The 25717-nt window shown below is 38.3% G+C and carries 24 protein-coding genes; 10 read left to right on the plus strand and 14 right to left on the minus strand.

Translation table 11 applies throughout. From position 1 onward, the window contains the following. Positions 1-95 precede the first annotated feature (95 nt). The gene (locus tag H6G86_RS17735) at positions 96-719 is read right to left on the minus strand and encodes an adenylate kinase family protein (protein WP_190935424.1); all 624 of its coding nucleotides are present in this window, start codon (positions 717-719) and stop codon (positions 96-98) included. 342 nt (positions 720-1061) lie between these two features. Here H6G86_RS17735 and H6G86_RS17740 point away from each other — a divergent pair, with 342 nt between their 5' ends. Then, positions 1062-1598: a P-loop NTPase family protein gene (locus H6G86_RS17740; RefSeq protein ID WP_190935425.1), complete on the plus strand. Its 537-nt coding sequence runs from the start codon at positions 1062-1064 to the stop codon at positions 1596-1598. Between the two features lie 92 nt (positions 1599-1690). Further along, positions 1691-2260, plus strand: coding sequence for a dCTP deaminase (gene dcd, locus H6G86_RS17745; RefSeq protein ID WP_175586937.1), 570 nt, complete (start codon positions 1691-1693; stop codon positions 2258-2260). 138 nt (positions 2261-2398) lie between these two features. Here the strand turns inward: dcd and H6G86_RS17750 are convergent, their stop codons facing one another. Together H6G86_RS17750 and thyX are read right to left on the minus strand one after the other, a co-directional pair. Next, on the minus strand, positions 2399-3271 hold the full coding sequence (locus H6G86_RS17750) for an Rpn family recombination-promoting nuclease/putative transposase (RefSeq protein ID WP_190935426.1): 873 nt from the start codon (positions 3269-3271) through the stop codon (positions 2399-2401). Between the two features lie 32 nt (positions 3272-3303). After that, on the minus strand, positions 3304-4026 hold the full coding sequence (gene thyX, locus H6G86_RS17755; protein WP_163936187.1) for an FAD-dependent thymidylate synthase: 723 nt from the start codon (positions 4024-4026) through the stop codon (positions 3304-3306). Between the two features lie 194 nt (positions 4027-4220). Between thyX and H6G86_RS17760 the strand changes: the two genes are divergently transcribed. Continuing rightward, complete coding sequence (locus tag H6G86_RS17760; protein ID WP_114083012.1) at positions 4221-4436, plus strand: CAB/ELIP/HLIP family chlorophyll-binding protein; 216 nt, start codon at positions 4221-4223, stop codon at positions 4434-4436. Positions 4437-4580: 144 nt separating this feature from the next. After that, positions 4581-5162, plus strand: coding sequence for a thioredoxin family protein (locus tag H6G86_RS17765; protein WP_012409079.1), 582 nt, complete (start codon positions 4581-4583; stop codon positions 5160-5162). A gap of 97 nt (positions 5163-5259) precedes the next feature. On the opposite strand, the gene H6G86_RS17770 is transcribed toward H6G86_RS17765, so the two are convergent. From H6G86_RS17770 to modA, 3 genes are all read right to left on the minus strand, one after another. Next, the gene (locus tag H6G86_RS17770; protein ID WP_190935427.1) at positions 5260-5934 is read right to left on the minus strand and encodes a PEP-CTERM sorting domain-containing protein; all 675 of its coding nucleotides are present in this window, start codon (positions 5932-5934) and stop codon (positions 5260-5262) included. 156 nt (positions 5935-6090) lie between these two features. After that, on the minus strand, positions 6091-6684 hold the full coding sequence (locus H6G86_RS17775) for a DUF642 domain-containing protein (RefSeq protein ID WP_190935428.1): 594 nt from the start codon (positions 6682-6684) through the stop codon (positions 6091-6093). 66 nt (positions 6685-6750) lie between these two features. Then, positions 6751-7605, minus strand: coding sequence for a molybdate ABC transporter substrate-binding protein (gene modA, locus H6G86_RS17780; protein ID WP_199338318.1), 855 nt, complete (start codon positions 7603-7605; stop codon positions 6751-6753). A 741-nt stretch (positions 7606-8346) separates the two neighbouring features. Here modA and cupS point away from each other — a divergent pair. Then, the gene (gene cupS, locus H6G86_RS17785) at positions 8347-8748 is read left to right on the plus strand and encodes a CO2 hydration-associated protein CupS (protein WP_114083007.1); all 402 of its coding nucleotides are present in this window, start codon (positions 8347-8349) and stop codon (positions 8746-8748) included. Positions 8749-8903: 155 nt separating this feature from the next. On the opposite strand, the gene sfsA is transcribed toward cupS, so the two are convergent. Continuing rightward, positions 8904-9629, minus strand: coding sequence for a DNA/RNA nuclease SfsA (gene sfsA, locus H6G86_RS17790; RefSeq protein WP_190935429.1), 726 nt, complete (start codon positions 9627-9629; stop codon positions 8904-8906). Positions 9630-9868: 239 nt separating this feature from the next. Here sfsA and H6G86_RS17795 point away from each other — a divergent pair, with 239 nt between their 5' ends. Continuing rightward, positions 9869-10537: a 2OG-Fe dioxygenase family protein gene (locus tag H6G86_RS17795; protein WP_190935430.1), complete on the plus strand. Its 669-nt coding sequence runs from the start codon at positions 9869-9871 to the stop codon at positions 10535-10537. A gap of 2 nt (positions 10538-10539) precedes the next feature. On the opposite strand, the gene H6G86_RS17800 is transcribed toward H6G86_RS17795, so the two are convergent. Continuing rightward, positions 10540-11688: a DUF711 family protein gene (locus tag H6G86_RS17800; RefSeq protein ID WP_190935431.1), complete on the minus strand. Its 1149-nt coding sequence runs from the start codon at positions 11686-11688 to the stop codon at positions 10540-10542. A gap of 253 nt (positions 11689-11941) precedes the next feature. Between H6G86_RS17800 and H6G86_RS17805 the strand changes: the two genes are divergently transcribed. Further along, complete coding sequence (locus H6G86_RS17805) at positions 11942-13210, plus strand: tetratricopeptide repeat protein (RefSeq protein WP_190935432.1); 1269 nt, start codon at positions 11942-11944, stop codon at positions 13208-13210. 289 nt (positions 13211-13499) lie between these two features. On the opposite strand, the gene H6G86_RS17810 is transcribed toward H6G86_RS17805, so the two are convergent. The 3 genes from H6G86_RS17810 to hemE form a co-directional block, all read right to left on the minus strand. After that, positions 13500-15098, minus strand: coding sequence for a B12-binding domain-containing radical SAM protein (locus tag H6G86_RS17810; RefSeq protein ID WP_190935433.1), 1599 nt, complete (start codon positions 15096-15098; stop codon positions 13500-13502). A 328-nt stretch (positions 15099-15426) separates the two neighbouring features. Further along, positions 15427-16383, minus strand: a complete 957-nt coding sequence (locus H6G86_RS17815) for an NAD-dependent epimerase/dehydratase family protein (protein ID WP_190935434.1) — start codon at positions 16381-16383, stop codon at positions 15427-15429. A 171-nt stretch (positions 16384-16554) separates the two neighbouring features. Further along, positions 16555-17616, minus strand: coding sequence for a uroporphyrinogen decarboxylase (hemE, locus tag H6G86_RS17820; protein ID WP_190935435.1), 1062 nt, complete (start codon positions 17614-17616; stop codon positions 16555-16557). Positions 17617-18653: 1037 nt separating this feature from the next. Here hemE and H6G86_RS17825 point away from each other — a divergent pair. Beyond that, the gene (locus H6G86_RS17825) at positions 18654-19370 is read left to right on the plus strand and encodes a hypothetical protein (protein ID WP_190935436.1); all 717 of its coding nucleotides are present in this window, start codon (positions 18654-18656) and stop codon (positions 19368-19370) included. Positions 19371-19391: 21 nt separating this feature from the next. Here H6G86_RS17825 and H6G86_RS17830 read toward each other — a convergent pair whose 3' ends face one another. Further along, the gene (locus H6G86_RS17830) at positions 19392-20711 is read right to left on the minus strand and encodes an ABC transporter substrate-binding protein (RefSeq protein ID WP_190935437.1); all 1320 of its coding nucleotides are present in this window, start codon (positions 20709-20711) and stop codon (positions 19392-19394) included. Between the two features lie 716 nt (positions 20712-21427). Between H6G86_RS17830 and H6G86_RS17835 the strand changes: the two genes are divergently transcribed. After that, positions 21428-22201 carry a putative sugar O-methyltransferase gene (locus H6G86_RS17835; protein WP_190935438.1) on the plus strand — a complete coding sequence of 258 codons (774 nt, stop codon included), beginning with the start codon at positions 21428-21430 and terminating at the stop codon, positions 22199-22201. 114 nt (positions 22202-22315) lie between these two features. On the opposite strand, the gene H6G86_RS17840 is transcribed toward H6G86_RS17835, so the two are convergent. Together H6G86_RS17840 and H6G86_RS17845 are read right to left on the minus strand one after the other, a co-directional pair. Next, on the minus strand, positions 22316-23755 hold the full coding sequence (locus tag H6G86_RS17840; RefSeq protein ID WP_190935439.1) for a TylF/MycF/NovP-related O-methyltransferase: 1440 nt from the start codon (positions 23753-23755) through the stop codon (positions 22316-22318). A 110-nt stretch (positions 23756-23865) separates the two neighbouring features. Next, positions 23866-24834 carry a glycosyltransferase family protein gene (locus tag H6G86_RS17845; RefSeq protein WP_190935440.1) on the minus strand — a complete coding sequence of 323 codons (969 nt, stop codon included), beginning with the start codon at positions 24832-24834 and terminating at the stop codon, positions 23866-23868. Positions 24835-24968: 134 nt separating this feature from the next. Here H6G86_RS17845 and H6G86_RS17850 point away from each other — a divergent pair, with 134 nt between their 5' ends. After that, positions 24969-25712 (plus strand): class I SAM-dependent methyltransferase, encoded by a 744-nt coding sequence (locus tag H6G86_RS17850; protein WP_190935441.1) that lies wholly within the window; start codon positions 24969-24971, stop codon positions 25710-25712. Positions 25713-25717: the final 5 nt, after the last annotated feature.

Below are 25717 nucleotides of genomic sequence, written 5' to 3' on the forward strand. Positions count from 1 at the left end.
TACCTTAGTGTTGTAAATCTACTGGGGATTGGGGACTGGGGACTGGGGATTGTGAAGAATTCTTCCTAACTCTCCCACTCAGAACTCAGCACTCTTCAAGGAACTGAAAGCAGAGTCAAAATATTTTGCTGCACCATTTCTGGTGATTGGTCGCCGTTGATAGTCAATAGGCAACGACGACGGTCGTAATATTCTAGGATTGGAATGGTGCGATCGTAGAATAATTCTACACGGCGCTGCACGATTTCGGGTTGGTCATCTGGTAGCGATCGCCCCAAGGATCGACTAACCATTACTGCTTCTGAAACTTGGAGATAAATTGCCCAATCTAGCTTTTGCCCTAAATCATCCAATAAAAAATCTAATTCCTCAGCTTGGAAGGCAGTACGAGGATAGCCCTCTAAGACCCAATCGCAGTTAATATCTGGTTGTCTGAGGCGAAGTCTGATCAAATCAACAATCATTTCGTCTGGAACTAACTCCCCTTTTTGTATGTAGGGCAGTGCATGATAACCTAGTTCACTTAGACTAGCGTAAACCGAAAGAGAAGTCCGGGGATCGGCTTCCGACCATCGAAATTCCGGCAGGGACTGAGTGCCAGATATTGCTTCCCGTAAAATCTCACCTGTAGAAATCAGAGGAATATCAAAGTATCTGCCAAGCCTTTGTGCTTGAGTGCTTTTCCCCGATCCTGAACCTCCCAGAATCACCAATCTCACAACAATTCACTCCTCATGCTGTCAAATTCACTACTTGCTAAGTCTGTTTTGCCCAAACAACCGACAAATCTAACATTTAGGGATTTTCAGACGTTATCCTCAGCCTTTTTAAATAATTGGAACTGTAACTCTTATGTTTTAAATACTACAAGTATTTACAGGGAAAAGACGTAAATTTCAATCCAAACAACTCTTGACTTACACACAAACGTAGTGTTGACTAAGAATGCAATTTGCTAAATCCACCACATCTGTGAAAAACAGATTGATTATACAGGCAGATTTGTACTAATTACTGACAGCAAAAAAACTTAATTATTGTATCTTTTTGAACTTAACCCTATGGTTGCCCAGCTAGAAACTCAAAGCATCAATTCAACCCTTACCTTGCCATATCCAGTTGAAGGACTAGTGCAAGTTTTCACTAGCTCACATCGTAATTTTTTTACGAGCGTTATAGCTCAATCACTGAGAATAGCTGGACAAGGAACGTCAGTATTAATCGTGCAGTTCCTCAAAGGAGGTATTCGTCAAGGACATGATCGACCCATACAATTAGGACAAAATTTAGATTGGATTCGCTGTGATTTGCCTCGTTGTATCGATACACTACATTTAGACGATACGGAAAATCAAGCCTTACAAAAACTGTGGCAATATACACAACAAGTAGTGTGTGAGAGCAAGTATTCTCTCGTGGTCTTAGATGAGTTAAGTTTGGCGATTAACTTTGGTTTAATTCCTGAAACCGAAGTTTTAGCGTTTCTGGCAAAACGCCCTCCCCACGTCGATATCATTCTCACAGGGCCAGAAATGCCCAAATCTCTCTTGGATGTAGCAGATCAAATTACAGAGATCCGTCGGAGTTATCGACCCTAAACAAAGTACTCAGTTCGTGTTAATATATCGAGTCTGTTTGAATTAACGTTAGCAACGAACTTGTGATTAAGAACGATATCTGGATTACTGAAATGGCTCAACAGGGCTTAATTTCGCCCTTTGAGCCAAGCCTAATCCGAAAAGTGCAAAAAGATGAGTCTGTAGCGGTTCAACCTGTAATTAGCTACGGTTTGTCTTCTTATGGTTACGATATACGCCTTTCCCCGGCTGAGTTCCGCATTTTTCGCCACATTCCCGGAACTGTAGTTGATCCCAAAAACTTTAATCCCGATAATTTAGAGCCAACAGCACTGCATACTGATACCAGTGGCAGTTACTTTATTTTACCTGCTCATTCCTATGGACTTGGAGTTGCTCTAGAAAAGCTGGAGGTTCCTGAAAATATTACAGTAATTTGCATAGGTAAATCTACGTATGCAAGATGTGGCATAATTGCAAATTTAACGCCTGCTGAAGCGGCATGGCGAGGTCATTTAACTTTAGAATTTTCTAATTCTTCTAGTGCTGACTGTCGCATTTACGCTAATGAAGGCGTGGTGCAATTGCTATTTTTAGAAGGTGAACCCTGCGCTATTAGTTACGAAGCACGCCAGGGAAAATATCAGGATCAGCAAGAAATTGTGACTTTGGCTCGTATTTAGACTGAATGATATCTAAAAAAAGGTTACACAAAATATAGAACTTAAATCTATTCACCAATTGCGCTGCTGGTAATAATTTGATTGCAGATGCATCTAGGGCAATTGCGTTTACCGTAGAGCTTGGCTTAGGTCCATTTTTTATCGCGCTTCTAGCCAAACCTGTAAATCGGCCAAACTAGTAAAATCTAGCAGTGCTTCACTCAAATCTTCCAGAACAGGCAAAGGTAAACCAGAAATTGAGGAGCGTATTTCTTCAGAAAGTTCCCCAAATCGCTTAGTTAATTGCCGGAGAATGAGATTAGCTGTTGCTTCTTCACGTCCTTCCTCACGTCCTTCCTCACGTCCTTCCTCACGTCCTTCTTCCTTAATTTCTCGGTAAACTCGCGTTTCCTTAAGCGTGATTCCTAGCATAGACTCTACCTCTGCTTGAGTTAATTGTTCAAATCTGTACACCATGATCGTCGTTATTAATTCAATTATGGCGCGACTTGACGGTGATAGCACTTCTTGATTGGTTCTTGTTAACAAATACCTTGCTTCTTCTGGTGCTTGTTCTTCATTCACTGTAGTTAATACCATCAAGGCTACCCATATAGGTAATTGACGAATATCCCCTAATTCATCTAAGTACACCCTATGTATTTGTTCACCGTTCAGCAATGAACGATGAGGATGAATATCGATTTGTTCAATACTGCGCGACGGGTAAATTATCACTGCTTGCCAATCGCTAAATCTGGCACGGTTGCGGTAGAAATATAACGAAGATTCAGCCCATACTCTTTCATAAAGTTGTTCATCTTTCTGGAACTGAACCTCGCAAAAATATACAACTCCAACGCCATCGCTTTCAGGTGGTAGAAATACACCGTCAATTTCAAATTTTGGTTCTTTGACGGCGACTGAATCAAAACGATAACTATCTGCGTTAGTTGGAGGATTTGTCAACAGTTCAAATAGCAAAGTTGGAGACTGTTGAAACAGTTTGTAAAATATTGAGTCTCGACGCATCAAAGCATTTTATTAATTTTTTATTCTAATGATTATGGTGCAAGTCTGGCCTTACCCAGACGCTGTTTTTCATACCATTGTGCGATCGCAGGTGCCCAATCTTCAAAGTGAGGCCACATCATTTCACACAACTTCTGAATTTCAAGTTGAGCATCTTTCTTATTTCTCAGGTCACAAAAATGCAAGAAAGACCTTAAATTGAAACTCACCACAAAATGCTGGCGATAATCAAAAGGCACTTTACCTCTTGCGTGTTCTTCAGACATTCCAGCCTCAAAATCAGCTTGATATCGTTTAGCTGCTTCCAGACACCACTCTAAATCTGCTGCTCGTTGCTCTGGTGAATAATGGTATTTTTTGCCTTGTCTATCAGTGTAATAACCAACAGGGCGTAGGTAAAAAACATCTTCTATGTCTTTCTTACCTTCTAGTACATCAATAAATTGGTTGCCTGTGTACCTAAAAGACTGAACATCAAATGATACTCCTACACGATGAGTACGAGCCTGCTGCATAACACTATGGGGAAAGTAACCACAGTTGAAAACAATCTGAGGATGCTCTAGAGGCCCATAGTGTCCCCTCTCACCTGCTAAAAGTCGCTTAACAATAACTTCGCCGCTTTGTGACTCCGACGGCCAGGAGTCGCGCTCATCAAACACGAACCCATCAGTATAGTCCTGGTGCATCGCGGCATAAATCACCTGCTGCGGGTTTGGCGTTTTGGCAATAACCTCTACTCGAAATCGATGCATTAGTTTTTAGGAATGGATTTGTGACTGAAAGTGCTTATGCAGAAGAAGCGAAGCCTGTTCGTTAGACATAGCTTTGAACTCGATCCATTATCATATCTCTGCCTTGGACTTCTACTTGAGGAGATTAAGATACTTTACAAATATTAATATGTTTGTTACAGTTGTTTACATAAAGAGAAACCGGGGAAAAATCCATGCGTACAAGCACTGCTATAATTGACGACCAAGGCAAACTAAACAACTTTGCGATCGAGCCAAAAGTTTATATAGACGAGCAAGGCGATCGCACTGGTTTCACTCCCTATGCAGAAATGCTGAACGGTCGTTTAGCAATGATTGGTTTTGTTTCTCTGATAGCATTAGAAGTATTCACAGGACACGGTATTGTTGGTGTTTTGGCAAATCTGTAAAAACTAATTTTTTATAACGTAATTCTCAATAAATAATTAAGAGACGGTAGATTTACCGTCTCTTCTTTTATGGAAAACTTAGTGCTAGAGTGAAAATATACTGATAGCAAAAGCCCTTATTAGCGTAAAAATATTAGGTGAACTATGGCTTTAACTGCTTCAACAATGTTGCCACTAGGCACAAAAGCACCAGATTTTAATCTACCTGAAGTTGTATCTGGAAAGGCAACTTCACTTTCTACCTTTGCAGATAAAAAAGCGTTGTTAGTAATGTTTATTTGTCGGCATTGCCCATTTGTAAAGCACATCCAACAAGAATTAGTGCAGTTAGGAAAAGATTATTTTACAAGTGATTTAGCGATCGTTGCTATAAGTGCTAACGATGCTAAGAATTATCCAGATGATGCGCCAGAGTCGTTACAAGCATTTGCCACAGAACAAGGGTTTAATTTTACCTTATGCTACGACGAGAGTCAGGAGACAGCAAAAGCTTACACAGCAGCTTGCACACCTGATTTTTTTGTATTTGACGAGCAACGCAAACTTGTTTATCGGGGACAATTAGATGATAGCCGTCCCAGTAATGGTAAACCTGTAACAGGCGCAGATTTACGCGCAGCCATTGAAGCAGTGCTGGCAGGCAAACCTGTTACAAGCGACCAAAAGCCGAGTGTTGGTTGCAATATAAAATGGAAACCCGGAAACCAACCCAGTTATTTTGGTTGAAAGCGACTATATCAGCTTATTCATACCCGATCTGGTAACACCGGATTAAGATTGTATAGCGATCGCTCTGTTGTTTTCTGAGAGTGACAAAAAAGGGCTATTCTTTCAAGCTAATTGTCTTCTTTTTCTTCAGCCATATTCCCAACAAGCCAGCAATTGCTATTCCTCCAATACTTGATGGCTCAGGCACAGCCAGAGGTTCTACACTCACATTATCCAAGTATAAAAAACCATAGCTAGCTCTACCACCCAACTTTAACTCTGTCGATGATTGTGTCGCCACAAAATTCAAGTCATATTGTGTGAAAGGACTTCCAGCAACATTTATAGTATTTATTTTATCCAAAACTTGATTTCCATCGACAAATGCCTGAAATATGTTATCAACTTGACTGCTATCTTCGTCTGTTCCTAAAAAGAAACTGAGATTATATTTACTACCGATAGTTGTAGCTAAATTCTGGGATATGTAAGCAGGATTTACAAATGAACCAATCGATAAACCTTGATTACCACTCTCATACTGAGGAAAATTGTTAATTCTAATCCCTGATGTATCTATTGGATCGCCAGATTTAATCCAGTCTGTAATATTAGGGTTTGGAACATTGGGGTTGTTAGGATCTACGAGAGGATCAAGTTCAAAGCTTCCATTCCTAACAAGTTCTACTGCTTGTGCTGCTGTATTATAAATATTGGTAATCACAACTGTGCTAGCTAAGGTAGTAGTAACACTAAAAACAATAATTGAGAGTTTTTTGGTTAAATTCATCAAACTTGACTCCAAATAATTCAAAATTACAACAACGTAATGCATCAAATATCTTCAGATCCCCTTTGAAGGCTTAATTGGGGGGATCTTGATACAACCTAATACTTTACAAACATCCTCTAAGGTGATGAAGCAGCTTACATTTTGACCTATAGTTCATTGTTGTCCTTCATCTTCAGGTGCTGCTTTGACACTCACATCATCCAAATATAAAAATGCATACTTGGCTAGAGAACCAAACTTTATCTCTGTAGATGTTCCTTCAGCTTCAAAATCTAACTTGTATTCTGTGTAGGCTTGGTAGGCAATATTCTTTTTGGAAGAAACCTTCTCACCATTTACAAATACGTGAAGTTTATTATCAAGATTGGGTGCTTCCTCTATGGATGCTAAATAGTAAGTAAGTTGATAATGTTGACCAGGAACTGTAGGGATAGTCTGTGATATGTAAGCAATGCTTGAAAATGCACCAAGCGATAAACCTTGATTACCAGTATGAGGAAAGTTGCTAATCGTAACACCCGATGCAGCTGTTGGATCACCAGATTTAACCCATCCTGTAACATTAGAGTTTAAAATGTTGGGATCATTAATATCTGCGAGAGGATCTATTTCAAATCCCCCGTTGTTAATCAGTTCTTGTCCTTCCGCTTGTGCTGTCGATTTATAAGTATTGGTAAGCACAGCAGTATGAAGAAAGGCAGTGGTCAAACTACAAACAATAATTGAGAGTTTTTTAGTGAACTTCACGAGACATTACTCCAAATAGTTCAAAATTCACGACAATGACTACTTAATTGATTTACTTTGTGGTAATTAAGGCGCAAGAAACCCATAATTATTTTTGAAAATATTCTGAGCAGTAGTACCAGTTAAGTAGTTAGAAAAACTCTGTGCGGTCGTTAAAACTGTAGTTCTGGTGAGTATACCCAATGGATAGACAATCGGATCGCTCTCTGTTGTTAGGGCAGTTTCTACAACTCTTACTTTGTTAGAAAGGGCAGCATCAGTTTTGTAAACTGCACCTGCATCGATAGTTTTATTTACACCTCCAACTACAAGAGTTTTATTTTCAACAGCAGTTAAAACGTTACGCACATTGCTAGCAAGGTATAACTTAGGGTTGAGAGTAGTGAAAATACCCCGGCTAGTGAGAACTTGTTTGGTATAGTTTCCAGCTGGCACAAGTGGAGGAGTACCTGTATAGTCACCTATGGCAATACCAGTAATATTGGCATTGGTCAAACCATTGAAGCTGGTGAGAGCAGCGCTACCAGCACTAACAGGAGGTGTCGTAGGGGCAATCAAGACTAGACGATTTCTGACAACGTTTTTACGGCTACCTGCTACCAACTTACTTGGGCTTGCATTCTGCAAGACATCTATTTGGTCGGTAGCAGCAGAAATGAAAATATCTGCTGGAGCTCCCGCTTGTATTTGACTCAGCAAGGTACCAGAAGCACCAAATGTATAAACAACGTTGACAGTCGGGTTAGCATTTTGGTACTGGGTTTTAATTGCATTCAGTGCGTTTGTTAAGCTGACAGCCGCATACACGTTAAGTGTAGTTGTGGAGCTTGCGGGCGATAAATGGACAAATTGAAAGCCTATTACCAACATCATGCTGGTAACTGCTGTAGCTATCCAAGCAATAAGTCTTCTTCTGTTCATGAAAGTTATAGTTTGGGGAAATATTAGCTGAATGTGTCATTTTTGACATAAATACATTACATACAGACAACAGAAATCAACTGCACTGAATGCAGAGGATATGGATAAATCTCATTTAGAGAGAGTTTTGACGTAATTGCTACGCACGAAAAATTCTGGAAATAAACAAACGGACTCGCAATTGCTAAAAGCATTAGTTATGGTGAGCCGTTATTATTTCTAAGTAGAATTACACAAACAAAAAGTGAAATGTATTTAGTGATGAAATAATATCAGTTAAACACGCATATTACCAACATTTTTGGCCATAGAATCATGATAAAAAGCTTGGTAACGGAAGTTAAACTTTAAAAATACCCTGAATTACTTGTCCAGTATAGGTTTTTTGTAAAAATTACTAAAATAGATTTTTACCAATAAAGTAGTTTTAAACGAGTTATTGCCTAATTTAGTTGGTAATTAAGCTGGTGTACTAGTGCTGTACTAACACTAGTGAAAAGCGATCGCACTTACCGATGTGTAAAAAAGGAGCGATATCTGCGGCGGTAAACCACGAATCAGGAGTGCTTGTAACTCATCTATCTAGGATTAACTATATATAATTCTCTGTGTGTATAAAAATATATATAAACTTTTATGCTACCAATAAAAAAATTGATTTGACATACATCTAACGATAGATAGCTTTTATAGACAAATAGTTTAGATTTGTAACAGGTTACACAGAACTAGGTAAAACACATGGCCAACATAATTGACACTGCCACTAACAATGGTTCTTTCAAGACACTAGTTGCAGCAATCCAAGCGGCTGGTCTGGTAGATACACTGAAAGGTGATGGCCCATTCACCGTCTTCGCACCCACAGATGAAGCATTTAACAAGCTTCCAGCAGGTACAGTAGACGCATTACTGAAAGATATTCCAAAGCTCAAGAAAATCTTGACCTATCATGTAGTCTCAGGTAAAGTACTGGCTGCTGATGTAGCTAAACTGAAGACAGCTAAAACAGTTGAAGGTTCAGATGTAAAAATTGACGCTTCTAATGGCGTTAAAATCAATGATGCAAAAGTTGCAACAGCAGATGTTGCTGCTGATAACGGTGTCATCCACGTAATTGACACAGTTTTGATTCCTGCATAAGCAAACTTCAGAATAGTGAATGCTATTTCTGGGGTGGCGACTACCTATAGTCGTTTCTTGATTAAAATCTGGTTGAATGTTTTTTAGTAAACACCAACTACCAACAAACCCATCTAGATCCTGTCTAGATGGGTTTATTGTTTAATTAAGTATAATCAAATTTTGAGTTTTGCTAAACCCAAATAACGGATACCTTCGGGGGAAATATCAAAACGGCAAGGTAAGACTTCTAAACCAAGAGCGATCGCATCCCGTAATAATTTACCATAGACAGGATCTGTGCGATCGCCGGGGGAAAACTCTGTACAATCACCCCGATTGATAAAGTAAAGCATCACCGCACGAGTTAGAGGTAGCAACGCCATTAGTTCTCGCAAGTGCTTTTGTCCTCTTGTAGTTTCCGTGTCGGGAAATAAAGCTAGTCTCCCCTCAGACAAAGTTGTATTTTTAACTTCTAAATAAATCGGGCGCTCCTCATCACTCCCCGTCAAGAAAAAATCTACTCGACTTTTTTTATCTAGCCCATAAACCACCTCGCCCTTGATTTGGCTATACTCACCCAATTCGGGGAAAAGATATTTTGCCAAAGCTAGCTTTACCACCCGATTGGGCAAAAAAGTATTTATGCCTACCCAAGTCGGCTCATTGTCATGTACCTCAATTAGTTCTAAAGTGTAAGCCAATTTGCGGTTAAGATTATCACTTTTGGAAAGCTGTACAGCACTTTGGGGAGTTGATACTCCAGTCATTGGCCCTGTATTAGGACAGTGTGCTGTCACTATTTCGCCAGAAGTAAGTTGAACGTCAGCAAAAAATCGCTTGTAACGCTTGAGTAAAATACCCGGATACAAAGGTGGGTAACGGTAAAGCCAATCCATCATTATAAAACCTTGTTGCTGCTAGTAAATATACGTCGATTCTTTACCCACCTAACTCTCAACAGTAAATCTTTGCAGCCGCGACTCCACCCTGTGACAGAAATCAAACAACTTTATATATCATAGATTGTCAACTTTTGTAGTTAAATTGACAACATAGTAATAAAAAGTAGCATATACTAAGCATTATAAGCCTCCCATAAAAAATCCGGGAGATTTCAACGTGCAAGGAGGTAAATCCTATGCAAAAATTGGAGACAGCAACGGAATTAGAATATGCTTTTCTGTTTACTCTAAGAAAAGTAAATTCAATCAATCCAGAAGGTTTCAAGCCATTTTTTAGTAATATGCCTATTGATCCTTACATCAAAGGCAACTATCGTTCCAGAAGATTATCTCGGTTCACAGTTTCTGGAAATCAGTTAATCAAATTACCTCATGGCTATCTCTTTCAAAGTAAAGAGTATAATCCATTGGTGGGTGATATAAAAAGAGAGTTCGCAGAATTAGATGATGGACTCATAGAACTTGATATTTTTAGAAATCTAGTCTTAGCATTTAGTGATTCTTGTAAACTTCATCCTGAAGCGGAAATTGGGGTTCATCAAATTAGAACTATTTGTTCGTTAGATAATTTGGGTAATCCAGCACCTGAAGGTATCCATCAAGATGGTACTGATTTTATTGGCATATTTTCAGTAGATAGAGATAATATTCAAGGTGGAGAAACACATCTATATGCTGCCAAAAAAGAAAATCCTGTATTTAGCAAAGTTCTAAATCCGGGAGAACTTTTATTAGTTAACGATCATGATTTTTTCCACTTCACCACTCCCATAAAACCACAGCATAACGCTCAAGGAAGTAGGGATGTTTTTGTACTAACTTCTCCTAGCTTGCTTTCGGAATGATTTTAGTCAAATGTAAATATTTTGCAATCTACCAGATATGGGGAATTGAATGTAGTCATTTCCCCAGCTTTTTTGTTTGGAATTGGAAATAATCTAGCTGAGAGTGGTTTATCTAACTTGATGGCTAAAGTTGCCATATCAATTAATAAAGCTGCAATTTTTTCTATCGTTATATCACCCGGAATCGGAACTGTATCCAGTCCACAACCACAAACGGCTGAATATAATAATAAATTTGTAATATCATAAGTTTGCTCATTAGCTCTGGTAGCCAGTCCCACATCTTCACAAACTGGAAGCATCAGCCCAGAGTAACCACAGATTTTTACTGATACATTTTTCAGTACATGAGTCAGCATACCAGAAATGCTGAGAGTTCCAGAATGCCCAAACTTACCATTAATCAATTTTTCATAAGCAAAAGCAATACTGTTTTTCTTATCCAAGGATGGGGCTAGAGAGGTATCGATTCCTGTATATGTAATGGCGAATCTATCAGATATTTTTTCGGAAATAACCGCGACTTGATTTAATTCGGATTCTAAAAGTAATTGTAGGTTTTGCTCTCCTGTTATCATATTGTTAGCTTGTGAAAATGCTTGCATTACCAAGTCACCTAACTCTAAACCTATAGCGAAAGATGTATTGCCTGTATGGTAGGCTGTAGGAAAAAATGGGATGCCTGGCTGACAGTTTGCCCATGCACAAAAACGAAAATTGCCATAACCATTTTCACTTTCTTGGGAAATACGTTTAATAGCTTTAGCGGATTCTCTAGCATTCTCAAAATTGATGCCAGTTTCCCTGTCGCCAATTTTGCTAGAGCAGTAAATAATCGATGTATTTTTGTTGATATCTGGAATTATATTTATAGTTTCAGGCTTACTGGCATAACCAATATTGAAAAAGCTGATATTCAAACTTTGGCAAAGTTGTTCTAGAGTTTGAATTTCATTGATAATTGCGATTTTTGACAAACCTTGCAGATATTCTTCCCAGCTATTAGTGGCGATTCTAGTTGTTTGTACTTCGTATCCTTGTTTTTCAAAGAGAATCTTTGCTTGCTGATTAAATTCAGCAGCTTGCTTAATTGTTTCCTGATCTTGTGAAGATTGAAGTGATATACCTGTTGTGATAGTTCTGATTTTCATTGGTATAACTCATTATTGATAATATTAATCAAATTTTTGAGCCAAGATTTGTACTAAATCTAACTCTAGAATCTGGAGTGTATAATATTCAATTGCATGAATATCGCCGATAAAATTTACGGGGTTTGTTCGTTTTAATTCACTGCAAATCCGAAATTAAGCAAAGATACGCTGAATACTTAGAATATTAAGAGTGAGTGGATAGGTTAGGCTACGAAGCAAGCTTGCTGGAATTCAACTAACTGAAAATGTTATGAATGACGAATTTTACAATAGAGGGTTGGAAAAGGCTAGGAGAAAAGACTACGCCGGAGCAATTGAGGAATTTAGCCATGCTTTACAACTGATACCTTACTTTGCCGAAGCTTACTTACAAAGGGGTTTAGCATATTATGACTCAGGAGCAATCCTTAAGGGTGTTTCAGATTATACTGAAGCTCTGAAACTTAATCCTGAGAGTGTAGAAGCATATTATTGTCGTGCATTGGCTAGGGTGGCGCTGAAAAATTTACCAGGGGCGCTGGAAGATGTTGAACGCGCTATTCGTCTCAATGTCAATTATGCTGCGGCTTATAATCTGCGGGGAATGGTGCGGCGCAAACAGGGTTATGTTCAAGATGCGATCGCTAACTTTAAAAAAGCAGCACAATTATATTTAGAACAACAGGATAAAGAAAACTGTCGGCTGTGTCTGGAACGAATTAAACAGCTACAACCCCAAGAATTACCTGTTGTACAACAATCACGTTCCCCAAATGCGCCAATTTTATCCACCAATGATTATTTCACCCAGTTATTAGAAAAAGCTGAAAAAGGAGATACCCAAGAGGCACTGGCCGATTTAAACTGGGTATTAAAAGCCGATTCACAAGATGCCCAAGCTTACTGCTGTCGTGGGGTTGTGCGTTGTAAAATGGGAAATTATCGAGAAGCGATCGCAGATTTTAATCAAGCATTGCGACTAAATTTTCAAGATGCCATTGTCTATCGCAACCGAGGTAAAGCCCGTTCTATATTGGGAGATCATCAAGGTGCGATCGCGGATCTTAATCAAGCACTCCAGATGCAACCACAAGATGCGTTAGTTTATATTGCCAGAGGTAATGCCTATCGCACGACGGGCAACTATCTGGGTGCAATTCAAGATTACACCCAAGCGCTGCAAATAAATCCTGATGATGCTCAAGCTTACTACAATCGTGGCATTGCCTATACTTGTTTAGAAGAAATGCAAAATGCCGTGGAAGATTATCAACGGGCGGCGAGTATTTTTTGTGAACAAGAAGACTGGGGAAATTATCAACAAGTTTTAAGTAGCCTAGAAAAAATCCAGAAATTTAGTCCACAGTCAAAAAAGCAAAAATATAACCTGCTACATCAGCGACTTTTGCGAATGGTTGGGGGATATTGGGAAATTGCCGAAAGATTGATTCAGCAGAAACAGGATTATCATCCTGGTATGTCAGACGAGTGGTATTTGCAAAAAGTGATTGATGATTTAGAACGCGATCGCGGTAGATAAAATATGAAGGAGACAAGAGGCAGGGCAATACTTCTCGGTTAAGGGGAAAAGGGGAAGGGGGAAGGGGAAAGAAAAAACCTTTAACCCAAACCCAGTACCCTTTACCCAAAATCCGATTCCGAATTAAAAATGCTTAACCGAGAAGTATTGAGAGGTAGGGGGGAAACCGGCCTCTACAAAAACTATTTTCATTCATAAATGCCACTAGCTATAAACGTAAATTCACCCGTACAAATGTACGGGTGAAGATGCGATCAATCACTTACGATTGGCTTATCCGTTACCACGTTTAACTAACTACCGCTTCAGCTTTTTCCTCGGCTTTTTCCTTGACTAGCACATAAGGCTGTTCAGCCCCTTGTGCTAGATATTCAGCTAGCTGACTTTCAATTTGATCGCGCACAATTTGGCGATACTCTAGAAAATGCTCGTTGTGGGCGCAAGCAGAGATGTAATGCTCAATCACTCCAGGATTATGCTTGAGAATGCTAAACAAATGGTGCCAGAATTTCCAACGGGTTTCCCGTTTGATTCCTTGTCGCCAAATTACAATCAGCAAGGCTTTGACAACTATCCACTCTGGCATTTTTGCTGGTGCTTTCCAACTCGGCAAACCCATCATTAAGAAACAGCGATAGGTACGATCCAAGTAATTTACTGGGTCGTATAAAGTACAAAACGCTTCAACATATTCTCTAGCAAGTTCTTCTAGGGGACGGGTAGGGAGGAAGTTCATCAATGTTGTCTGGTTGATGTTTCCATCTTGATTTTCCCGCAGTCGTCCTTCTTTTTTCAGGCGATGCCAAAGCGCGGTGTTAGGTAACGCTTGCAACATTGCAAAGGTAGTAGAGGGAATAGCTGCTTGTTCCGCAAAGCGGACAATGCGATCGCCTGCACCTGCTTTTTCGCCATCAAAGCCGATAATAAACCCAGCCATCGGGCGCAATCCCGCTTTGATGATAGTTTCCACTGCCTCAGTTAAAGAACTGCGAGTATTTTGAAACTTCTTGGTCATTTGCAAACTATCCTCATCCGGCGTTTCAATTCCCAAAAACACTGCCGAGAAACCAGACTCAACCATCAACTCCAACATTTCTGCGTCTTGGGCTAAGTCAATTGAAGCTTCAGTGTCAAATCGGAAGGGATACTTGTGTTCTGCCATCCAGACTTTTAACTCTTTCAGCAACAATTTTACATTTCGCTTGTTGCCAATAAAGTTGTCATCTACCATGAACACACCCCGCCGCCAACCCAATTCGTAGAGGCAATCTAACTCTGCTAACAGTTGGGCTGGGGTTTTGGTGCGTGGTTTGCGGCCGTAGAGAACAATAATGTCGCAAAATTCGCACTGGAAGGGACACCCGCGCGAAAACTGCACCGACATCATGTCATAAGCATTCAATTCCAATAAATCAAAGCGGGGTATTGGCGTGCTTGTGACATCAGGTTTTTCTGTAGCGCGGAAAGTTCCAGAAGTTTCACCCCGTTGAATTGCCTCAATAAACATAGGCAGAGTGATTTCCCCTTCATCCAGAATCAGAAAATCTGCGCCAACATTTTCAACTTCGTGAGGTACAGAGGTGGGGTAGGGGCCACCGACTGCGACTAACTTGCCACGTTTTTTGGCTTCCTGGATTTGCTCAAGTAAATCTTGCTTCTGGACAATCATCGCAGAGAGAATTACTATATCTGCCCATGCCCACTCTTCTTCTGTTGCTGGACGGATGTTGCGATCTACCAGCTTGAATTCCCATTCTTGGGGCAGAATAGCGGCTACTGTGACTAAACCCAGAGGTGGTAATAAAACTTTGCGATCGACTAACTCTAAGATTTTTTCATAAGACCAAAAAGTTTTAGGAAATATTGGATACACTAACAAGATTCGCATGTAGTATCAATCCTCACACTTTGATTGTTATCCCACTCTAACGAAAATAAAGAGTTATTGACTTTTTATTAAAGTTGTTTTATCTTACCACCGATATTTTTCCCTTTAATGGGCGGCTAGCGACTGGTCTTCTTGCAGCTAATCGGCAAAAAGAAAAGCATGTTGAAACAGGAATCAAGAGATTTCTGGTTTTTCTAACTACCACCAGGCTGCAAACTAAATTCATATCAGTAGGACTTGGGCCAATACGGCTCGGTTAAGGTAAGAGACGCGATAAATCGCCGTCTCTACAAATGACCGTTATCATTAGCAAATAATAGATATTTTCTCAATCAGCACGTTCAACGCCACTAATTTTTAAAACATCGCTCATGGTTGCACAATAATTTGGTAAGCCTAAACTATCGGGATTGATGAATTTTTCATAAGTGAAATGCCGATAGTTCATACAAAATCTATCCCAAGCAGCCATTTGAATACGAAACAGAACAATAATCAAATTAGCCAATGCTATAGAGATGGGAATGCGAAAGTAAATCTTTTTCCCCAGATAAGCACAAACTTGTTCTACTGCTTGATTAGCAGTTAACGGTGCTTGACCCAAAACAAGCCGACATGGTTGATCGTTTTTGGCAGGATGATCGATTAAATATTGCACGACAGTGGCAATATCTTGTGCGTGGATAAAGTGAAAACTGCCATCTGCTTCCAAAAAACGAATCACATTAATATATTTCGTCACTTCTGTAATACCAGATGTGACAGCAGAATAGGGTTTATTCGCATCACCGCCCAATACTACAGTCGGAAAAACTGTGGTAATTTTGGATGCGATCGCTAATTTTTCTTTTTTCTGTAAGCACTCATATTTGGAACGGATGTAATCTGTCCCAATTTCACCAGCTTCTTTTAATGGTTGATTATAGCGATCCAAAACGCTAGCTGTCGAAAAATAAATCACCTGCTGGCAACGTTCTGGATCTAGCAATTCGAGTAATTCTATAGTCTTGACGACATTAATATCAAATGTTTCATCACCACCCCAGGCTGTGGCAGTGAGTACCGCCGTATCAATTGTGGATAGTAAGTCGGCAAACTGGCGAATATTTTGCATATCACCTTGTAAAACGTTGATACCTGAACGGGCTTTAGTATCAACTTGCAGTTTGCTGGGGTTCCTAACTAGCAGATACAGTTCATGATCTGTTTCTTTAATTAAGGCTTCTGTTAAATAATGACCTACACAACCACTTGCACCAGTCACTAAGATGCGTTTCTGGCTCATAAAAATTTATCAAACGTTAGGAGTTAAAACTAAAGAGTTAAGAATAAAGTTAAAAGTTCCGAATTGCAACTGATAACTTATAACTCTGGAAATTTTAGATTTTGAATTTTGGATTTTGGATTGAAAGAAAAATCTAAAATCTAAAATCTAAAATCTAAAATTGTATGACTCCTAATTCTTAACTCCTGCAAGATTCAATTCCTTTGCGGTTTCAAAGAAGAAAGCGACATTTTCTTCGGGAGTTTCTGGAAGGACACCATGACCGAGATTGAGAATATGACCCCAATTACCAGCTTTGCGAACGGTATCGAGAATGCGATCGCGGATAAACTGTTTAGAGCCGAATAGCACGCCTGGGTCAAGATTTCCTTGAACTTTGACTTGCTTACCCAATCTGGCTCGTGCATCTGCCATATCCACTGCCCAGTCTATACTGACAATATCAGCGCCAGATTGTGCCATTCTTTCCAACACACCCGCACTACCGCTAACGAGCAAAATCAATGGTGTATCGGGATGGGTTTGTTTGACTTGCTGGAAAACTCGCTGCTGATAGGGGAGAGCAAAGGTGTCATAATCTTGAGGACTCAACTGACCCGCCCAAGAATCGAACATTTGCACAACTTGAGCGCCAGAGTCAATTTGGTAGCGGGCATAGATGGCGATCGCATCTGCTAATTTAGTTAACAGTTGATGCAGTATCGTCGGATCTGAGAATGCCATGTTTTTGATGATGGAGTAGGTTTTAGAACCTTTTCCCTCAACTGCATAAGCTGCTAATGTCCACGGCGCACCCACAAAGCCTAACACCGTTGATTTATCGCCTACTTCAGAACGCAACGCTTGTAAAATTGTCTTGATAAATGGTAGGGCTGCTTCTGGTTCTAAGGGATGCAGACGATCAATTTGTTCTTGAGTGCGGAGGGGGGAATGAATGATTGGCCCTTTACCTTCCGCAATATCCATGTCAATCCCCAAACCAGGTAATGGGGTGACAATATCAGAAAATAAAATTACTCCATCTGGTTGGAAGGCTTTCCACGGTTGCAAGGAAACTTCAATTGCTACATCTGGAATTTCCGAACGATCGCGAAACGAAGGATACTTCTCTCTTAAGTCTCGATATGCTTTCATATATCGTCCCGCTTGTCGCATCATCCATACAGGGGGACGATCTACTACTTCACCGCGAGCAGCCCGTAAGAGATGAGGAGTTGTTGAAGGAACACCCATTTATCACTTCATCCTAAGTCACAATTTTTATGCCACTGTTTAGCTTATCATTCTAGGATTACGCTTTTTCAACAGGTTGGCAGCAAAAGGGTAATGGTAGGGCAAACCCATCTAAATTGATTGCTCTCGATCGCAACTAAGGTTAAGAAACAACGAAAAAATCAGCATTTCTCGTTTGGTTTAGTTTCCAAGTCTCAAAGCGATGTCTACGATGGAATACACCTAAAGCTTTAGCAACAAGCATGGCTAATAAGATTCTATTTGCAATATACTGCTCTTATTGACATAAAGTGGCTGCCCTGCACAAACTATTGAACACTCATTGATAAAGCTTCTATTACTAAATATATTTCAATTGTCTAACTAAGTAGAAATAAAAAATGTTTTCAAAGTTTTATATATAAATATGAATTTAAATGTTAAAAAATAATGAGATTAAAAATACGTTTTTCAGGGATTTTCTTTCTCACGAATGATTTAGTATTACTAGAGTAGTCTCTTATGTTTTGGAAGTCTAAAAACGATTCGTACTGCATAAAGAATACCGTGATATCGCCAAGCTGTAAAAAGTAAAAGATGTGTATACACATCTTTAAGGATTTTCAACGGGTATCCTGATAATCGGAACTAAAGTTAAAAGATTATTTATAAAGTAAAAATAAAATTTCTGTAAGGAAGCCACTGGGTTGGGTGATACCGACTTGTACCCCTACGGGGAAGCAAGCTACGCTATTAGCATTCCCACAGGGTAGCAACTGGCGTTGTGTTAGGCATATATCTATGACAGGCGACTCTTAAGCCTTTAGCAATAAGCTTAAGTTAATGAGATTAATTCAGGATTTATTGAGAATATACTGCTATTATTGACATAAGAGACTTGCGTTTAAAGAGTAGCAAATAATAGAAAATAGCGACTGACGAGTGAGAAATAGGATAAAACAAGAATCAATATTTAACTGAGGAGTGGGCATTACTCATTCTCCCCCTGCTCCCCTATCTTCCTAATCTCCCTATTCCATCGCTACCCTAATATTCTTATGGAAACTGACTCTAATAGTCCCGATCGTGTTGCATCTGCTAAAAACGAGCTTAATTCAGGAAACTTTTTGATTCCGCGATCGCAGCGACAGAGGTTCTTTATTCAGTTTACCTTAATGACCCTGATTGGATGGGTTGTGGGTGGCGTTGCCAGTATCGCCTTAGAGAAAATTATTCTCCAAAGCTCACCGAGTATTGCTCTCCAGGCACAAATATGGAGTATTTTGGTCAGAAGTCTCAGTAATGTTGTATTTGCCTTAATTTTTGCTGCTGACCAAGCCCTGATTCTTTACCGATATTTACCGGGTTTACAATGGCTATTTGCGACTAGCATTGGTTGGCTGATTGCCAACGGTGTTTCTACAGCCTGGATCAACTACATTTCATCTATAGCCTCATCATCACCTGAAGAAACTTTTATTTTCGGATTTTTATCTGCGATCGCATATATAATTTCGGGTGTTTGGCTGGGGCTTTGCCAATGGCTGGTACTCAGACGATATACAGCAGGTATTTGGTGGTGGAATTTTCTACCCTCAATTTCTTTCTTACTAATTACTATTTTGGTTTGGATGCTTTTTCTGGTGCAAAATCTGATTCCAGAAGCAAGCCGTAATTTTATATTGTATTGGAGTGGACAAGGGCTTACGGCAATCATACTGGGAGCTGTACCAGCAATTGGTTTGTGTACATTAAAAAGAAATCTACATCGCTAAACTAGAGTTTCTTCAGGATTTTCATTTGTCATCCCAAATAAGTTCTAAACGTTCTTGTGCTGCCTTAAGTGCTTTTTCGGCAGACTCACCTAGTAATGTCGCCTCAATCGCTCGACCCAGACTGTCAGAAAGACGACTATATCCAGCAATAATTGGTCGAGGAAGTGATACAGATATCTGCTCCATAAATACTTTTAAAACAGGTTTTTTGCTAATAAATTCCTTAAAAGCTTCACTTTGACCAGCTTTGATATTAACTGGTAAAAAACCCGTTCCGACACTCCATTCTTCTTGAAACTCTTCACTCAAAACATACTCTAAAAATTTGAGTGCTGCTTTCTCTCTTGCTGGCGTGGTCTTCATTAGATACAATATTCCCGTCGCTGTCACTGTAGCAGGCTCAACACTTGCAGGTATAGGGAACACTTCATAATCAACATTAGACTTCATGATGTAAGTCCAAGGCCCCGTGATTTGCATCGCAACCCGGCCCGTGATAAAACCATCCTCTTCATAACCACGTTCTGGAGGCGAAAGCATTACTGATCCATCCTTCATGAGGTTTTGCCAGAATTGCAAGGCACTAATAGCTGCCTGATTCGTTAAATTCGGACGGTTATTTGTCACTACCTCGCCGCCAGCACCCAATAAAAAAGGAAACCAACTAAAGACAGTCCATTCTCCCTTTCCTAAAGGCAGCAACATTCCGTACTGTTCAGGTTTATTATCACCATTCCGGTCTATGGTCAGTTTTTTGGCGGCTTCCCTTAACTCTTCCCAAGTTTTAGGAATTTGCGTAATTCCGGCAGCTTGAAAAAGTTTAGGTCGGTAAAAAATCCCTAGATTGCTCGTATAAAGTGGAATTGACCAAAGATGACCGTCTAATTTTAATTCCTCCAATAGGTTGGGGCTAATTTCCGACTTCAATGGCAATTTATCCAGCCATTCTTCTAAAGGTTGAATTGCCCCTAGTTCCATAAACTGACCTGTCAATTGAGGATCGAATGACAGAATATCTGGAGGTGTATTGCCCACAACTGCTGTTAATATTTTTGGCAATTGGGGTTGACCTATGAAGATAGATTCTACTTGGATATCAGTATGAGTTTGATTAAATTTATTTACTAGTTTGTTAAACACATCCCGATTAGCAGGAGGATTTATGGATTGCCATAAACTCAAATTAATTACTCTATCATTATTCTGGAATGTCCCCTGACAACCATATAAGAAAATTAAAAATATACTCAGAATAATTCCTACCAGCGAAAGCCGCCAAGCAGAATGGGTCGTCTGGCGGAAAGTTTTTTGAATTTGGGATTTAAAAAGAGTAAATTTCATGCCAAGTAGTTAATCAATTGCATTATCTGAAGAGTGAAAATTAAAATATATAATTATGAAGAATAAAGGATAATTGAAAACTTCATATATAAATTAATAATTAGACTAAAAACTCCGTATGGAAGTATTTATTTTTATATATTTAATCTATTTTTATATGTGCTGAGTATATATGAATTTACTCTTCTTAAAATACACCATAGTGTAGGCAATTTGATGAAGGTTAAATTGCTTACCTCTCAAATGTTCAAACTCATGTAAAGCTTTCTGATCCCGATTACCTGTGAGGTTTGTCAGACTTTGTGACTAAGACCCAAGTGTGACTAACCTTGATTTTGTGCAGTTTCAGAAATAATTGGTATAATAATTTTTCCAATAACCGTAGTTACTCATCAGCATTATAATTATACCATTAGCGAGAACGCTGTCATAGAGAGTATTTGGGTTGTTTTATCCAAAATACTGAATCTCTAGCTGATGTATGGTAATTTTACACGTAAGAGTTGAGGTCAGTTTTGTAACTAAACTCTGAGATAAGAGAACTATTAAGCATCGACCTCTATCACAGTATCTGCTTGGTAGCTTACAGAAGAACTATTCATAGACTCTTCTGTATTCAGCTTTTATTTATAAGTGACTTATGACTCTTCATTTATAGACTAGCTGGGCAACTAAGTTGAATAAATAGTTATGCCTAAATAAGGACAGTAGTAAGCATGAACTCCCAAGATAAGGTTTTACAAACCAGCCTGACTGACAATATTGACTATCCTGAATTCTGTTTAAAAGCTAGCTTGGATTCTTCCATATTTAAAGATTTTCGTCGCAATGAAATATACAAGATCGCATTAGAACACGACGACTTCGGTCAAGGCTTAGAGTATCTGGAAGCAACCAAAAATTCTTCCTCTAAAGTATTGAGTAAGATTAATGAATTTCTTAAAAATGATCGGATTGGCAATCCTATAGTTTTTGATTACGAGGGCATTGGGACAATCGCAGCACCTACCCTACGATACATAAAAATTTTGTCAGATTTAGAATCTGAATTTGGCACTCTAGACAACTTAAATATATGTGAAATCGGAGTTGGTTATGGAGGGCTATGTAGAATTGTCAGTAGTTATTTTAAGGTAAAAACATATACGTTGATTGATCTAAAACCAGTGCTAATGCTAGCTCAAAGATATTTAGATCATTACCCATTAAACACGACGATAGTCTATAAGACAATGAATCAATTACCTAAAGAGAATTATGATCTTGTAATTAGCAATTATGCCTTCACGGAACTGAGACGAGAAATACAAGATATTTATCTAGAAAAGGTGGTTCTTTCTGCCACCAAAGGCTATATTACATACAATGAAATCAATCCAGAAGATTTTAATTCATATACAAAAGAAGAGTTAATTAAAATCATTCCTACAATCAAAGTCAATAAAGAAGTTGGCATATTAGATCCTGGGGATTGTACTTTAGTCTGGTAAAAAATACCTGATTTATTCAAATTTAATAAAACTTAGGGAGATATTTAACAGACCAATGCATAACTCAAAAATTAAGTGACATCCTTCTAAAAATATTGGGCTGTTAAATATTGTTTAACCCTTCCTAAACCACACCGCAGTGTAGTCAATTCGATGTAATTTAAATTTCTCCCCTTTCAAACGCTCAAAGTCATGTAAGGCTTTTTGACAACCATCCCAATGGCCATAGTCATCCACCTGAATCATCCCATTAATAACAACGCTATCATAGAGCGTATTGAAGATATCCATTGTTGATTCATACCAGTCTCCATCAGCGTGCATAAAAGCAATATTGCCTATCTCTGATTTATACTGAGGCAATGTATTAGCAAACAAACCCTTAACAGGTACAACAATATCTTGGACTTTTAACAATTGACAAATCGCTTGTATATTTTCTCCAATTGGAGCTTTTAAAGTGCCAACTCCAAACCCAGTTTCATTTGCAGGTATTCCATTATATATATCTATCTCCGTCGGTTCGGGCATTCCTTCAAAAGTATCACAGGCATAAAGTAGACGTGGGCGCAAGCTGTATCGCTTAATTACGGATGCTAAAAGTGCTGCTGCTCCCCCTTTATAACTTCCACATTCAACAAAATTTCCGGGAATATCTTCTATACAAATTTTTTTTGCTAGAGAGTAAAGTGAAAATAAGCGTATTTCGCCCAATAAGGTATAAGGTCGGATAGCAGTAATAATTTCCATAAATTCATTTACTGAATCTGATGATAATTCACTTACATGATAGTTTTGCAAATGCTCTGGTACACTCCAATTAACATTTGGATCTGGCTGATGTTGGACTGGCTCAATATTGCCACGCCAAGCAACTCCCATAATCTGTCTTGTTTGATAAATCATTGTGTTCCACCCTTTTCGCTTTAAGTAATCTAAGCCTTGGGTAACATCGGGAGAATTTAAGTTATTAAATAGAATAAAAGCTTCTGTCTCTGCTAATTGTTCGCAGATAATTGCATAATTGAGTGAATTTATAGCTTCATTAGTTCCGTCAATAAAAATCAACGACCACTTGCGTTGTAATTGTTCGTCTAACTCCTCTATTTTTTGTGGAATATTACTACTTACTAGATTAACTGAGTCCATGACACCTGCACATCGCAAAGAGTTAGTTACACTTTCATGAATATCTTTTCTGGCTAATAGAGCATCAATTACATCTAATTTTACTCCTGCTAATGCCAGATGACAGACAGACCAACCATACCAACAGCCAATAGCTAAAGCTTTTTTATCCCTAAACTTATGAGCAGTATTATAAAGAATATGTGCTTCATCCCGACTGAGAAATCCTACATCTGTTTCTCTTTTATCTACATACAGATTATGAGGAATTTCACGTTTTAGAGAATGCAAATCAGAAGTATTTATATCTTCTACAATCATATTGGGAAAACATTTATCTGGTTTGATAATTTCAAGCCCAACTGAAACATAATCTCCATCTGCTAACAATGTTCTGTCAATAAATTCTATCGTTTCTTTATTCATAATTCATTTTTCCTTAAATATCCTAATTTTTGCTGCAAAAATCGCTGCTAACCCCATGTCTATTGCTGTGATGCAGTATTAGACATACACAGTTACTGATTGATGGCTTACTAATAATCAAACTTGCTAAAATCGTCAATTATCTGAATATAGTTTTTGATGATGTGACTAAAATCAAAATTTTCTCTGACATATTCTACAATTTCTTGGCGAAAAGATTTATTTTTCTCAATTAAATCAATAATTGTGTCACAAACAATTTTTTTATTTTCGGCGGTAGAATTAGTGAATGTATCATCTGGCAAAACTTTAATAAATTCTTTGGAGTGTAAGTTAGCACTAGCCGATTCTGAAACAACGACACATAAACCTGCTGCCATTGCTTCTAATACTACAAGCGGTGCAATTTCTCCATTACTAATTAAAACTAAACAATTATAATCTGTGAGATTATTATAAACTTGTTTTAAACTCCAGATACCTAAATATTTTGTCGTGGTTCCTTCTTTAAAAGTAGGGTCATCTAAAGGCCCAACAAAATCTAATCCTAACTTACCATCAATCGTTTCTGCTAGCAATCTCTGCTGCTTTCTGGGTTGAATCCAACCCAAACAAATAGCTTTATTATTTCCTTGTTCTTTAAAATTCAATTTTTGAGTATCAATACCGTTTATTTGCACTGATATATATCCAGAATAGCCTGCTTTAATAAAAATATTTTTTGTTGGATTAGAAAGGGCAATTATCCCAGGTGCATTTAGGTAATGTTGAAATCCTTCTTTAAAATCTTCTTCCCATTTATCTTTTTTTAAAAAATAGCCATTATGACAACTAAAACAATATTTTTGCTCTAGGCTTTTATTGAATTGACTAGCAAATTCATAGGCGTGTAAATGTACAAAATCATAATTTCCATTATTGATTTTATCTATAACTCCATTAACATCTTTATTATTAAAAATATCTACTTGATGTCCAATCTTATCTAAAAAATATTTATACTCTTGGATAAGAGTCAAAATAGAACTTGATAAGGGAGGTGCAGGAATATAGCCTCCAGCGACTAAGGCAATCTTCATGAAAATCCCTATTTTTAGAAACTATTGCTCAAATATACTACATTTTTTATCGATGTTTACAAGTGTTAATAAGTCAAAGCGGTATATATCTATTCTATAATAGAATACGTTGATTTCATTGTGATATAAATTTTATGGTAAACTCTACTGCGCCTTCTTTCTTAAGTAGCTTTTTAGAAAATTCATTTGACTTAAAAGATCATTTACAAGGTTTTTTACATTTAGATCCAGGAACCATAGAGACAAAGTTAGCAGCAGGACAAGAGGAAATAAAAAACTTAGGACGCAAAGATTTTAATTGGGAAGAAGCAACTGCTTTCTATCGTGAGAAAGTAGGAGAACTTTACTTGTTTGAATTGGGGGCTTGGCATCTATCAAGTTATGCTTATATTGGAGATATGTTGCAGTTGATTGCAGATTGTGCCCAAGGAAGAGTGTTAGATTTTGGTGGAGGGATAGGAACTCATACCCTTGGTGCTGCTCTTTGTCCACAAGTGGAGCAAGTTATTTATTATGATATTAATCCGATTAATCGTGATTTTGTTCAGTATCGAGCAGAGAAAATGGGACTGGGGAAAAAAATAATTTGTAGTCTTGAAATGCCTGCAAAAGAAAAATTTGATACTATTTTGTGTTTTGATGTTTTAGAACATTTATCAGACCCTAGCCAGCAGTTATTACAATTTTATCAATCTTTGAATTCTGAGGGTAAAATTATAGTAAATTGGTATTTTTTTAAAGGTTTTAATCAAGAATTTCCTTTTCATTTAGATGAGCCTAAAATTGTAGAAGCATTTTTTAATACACTTCAGAGCCAATTTTTAGAGATTTTTCACCCTTACTTAATTACAACTCGCTGCTACCGTAAGCAGAGTTGAGTTTA

Source organism: Nostoc sp. FACHB-133, from assembly GCF_014698055.1.
Taxonomy (GTDB): domain Bacteria; phylum Cyanobacteriota; class Cyanobacteriia; order Cyanobacteriales; family Nostocaceae; genus Nostoc.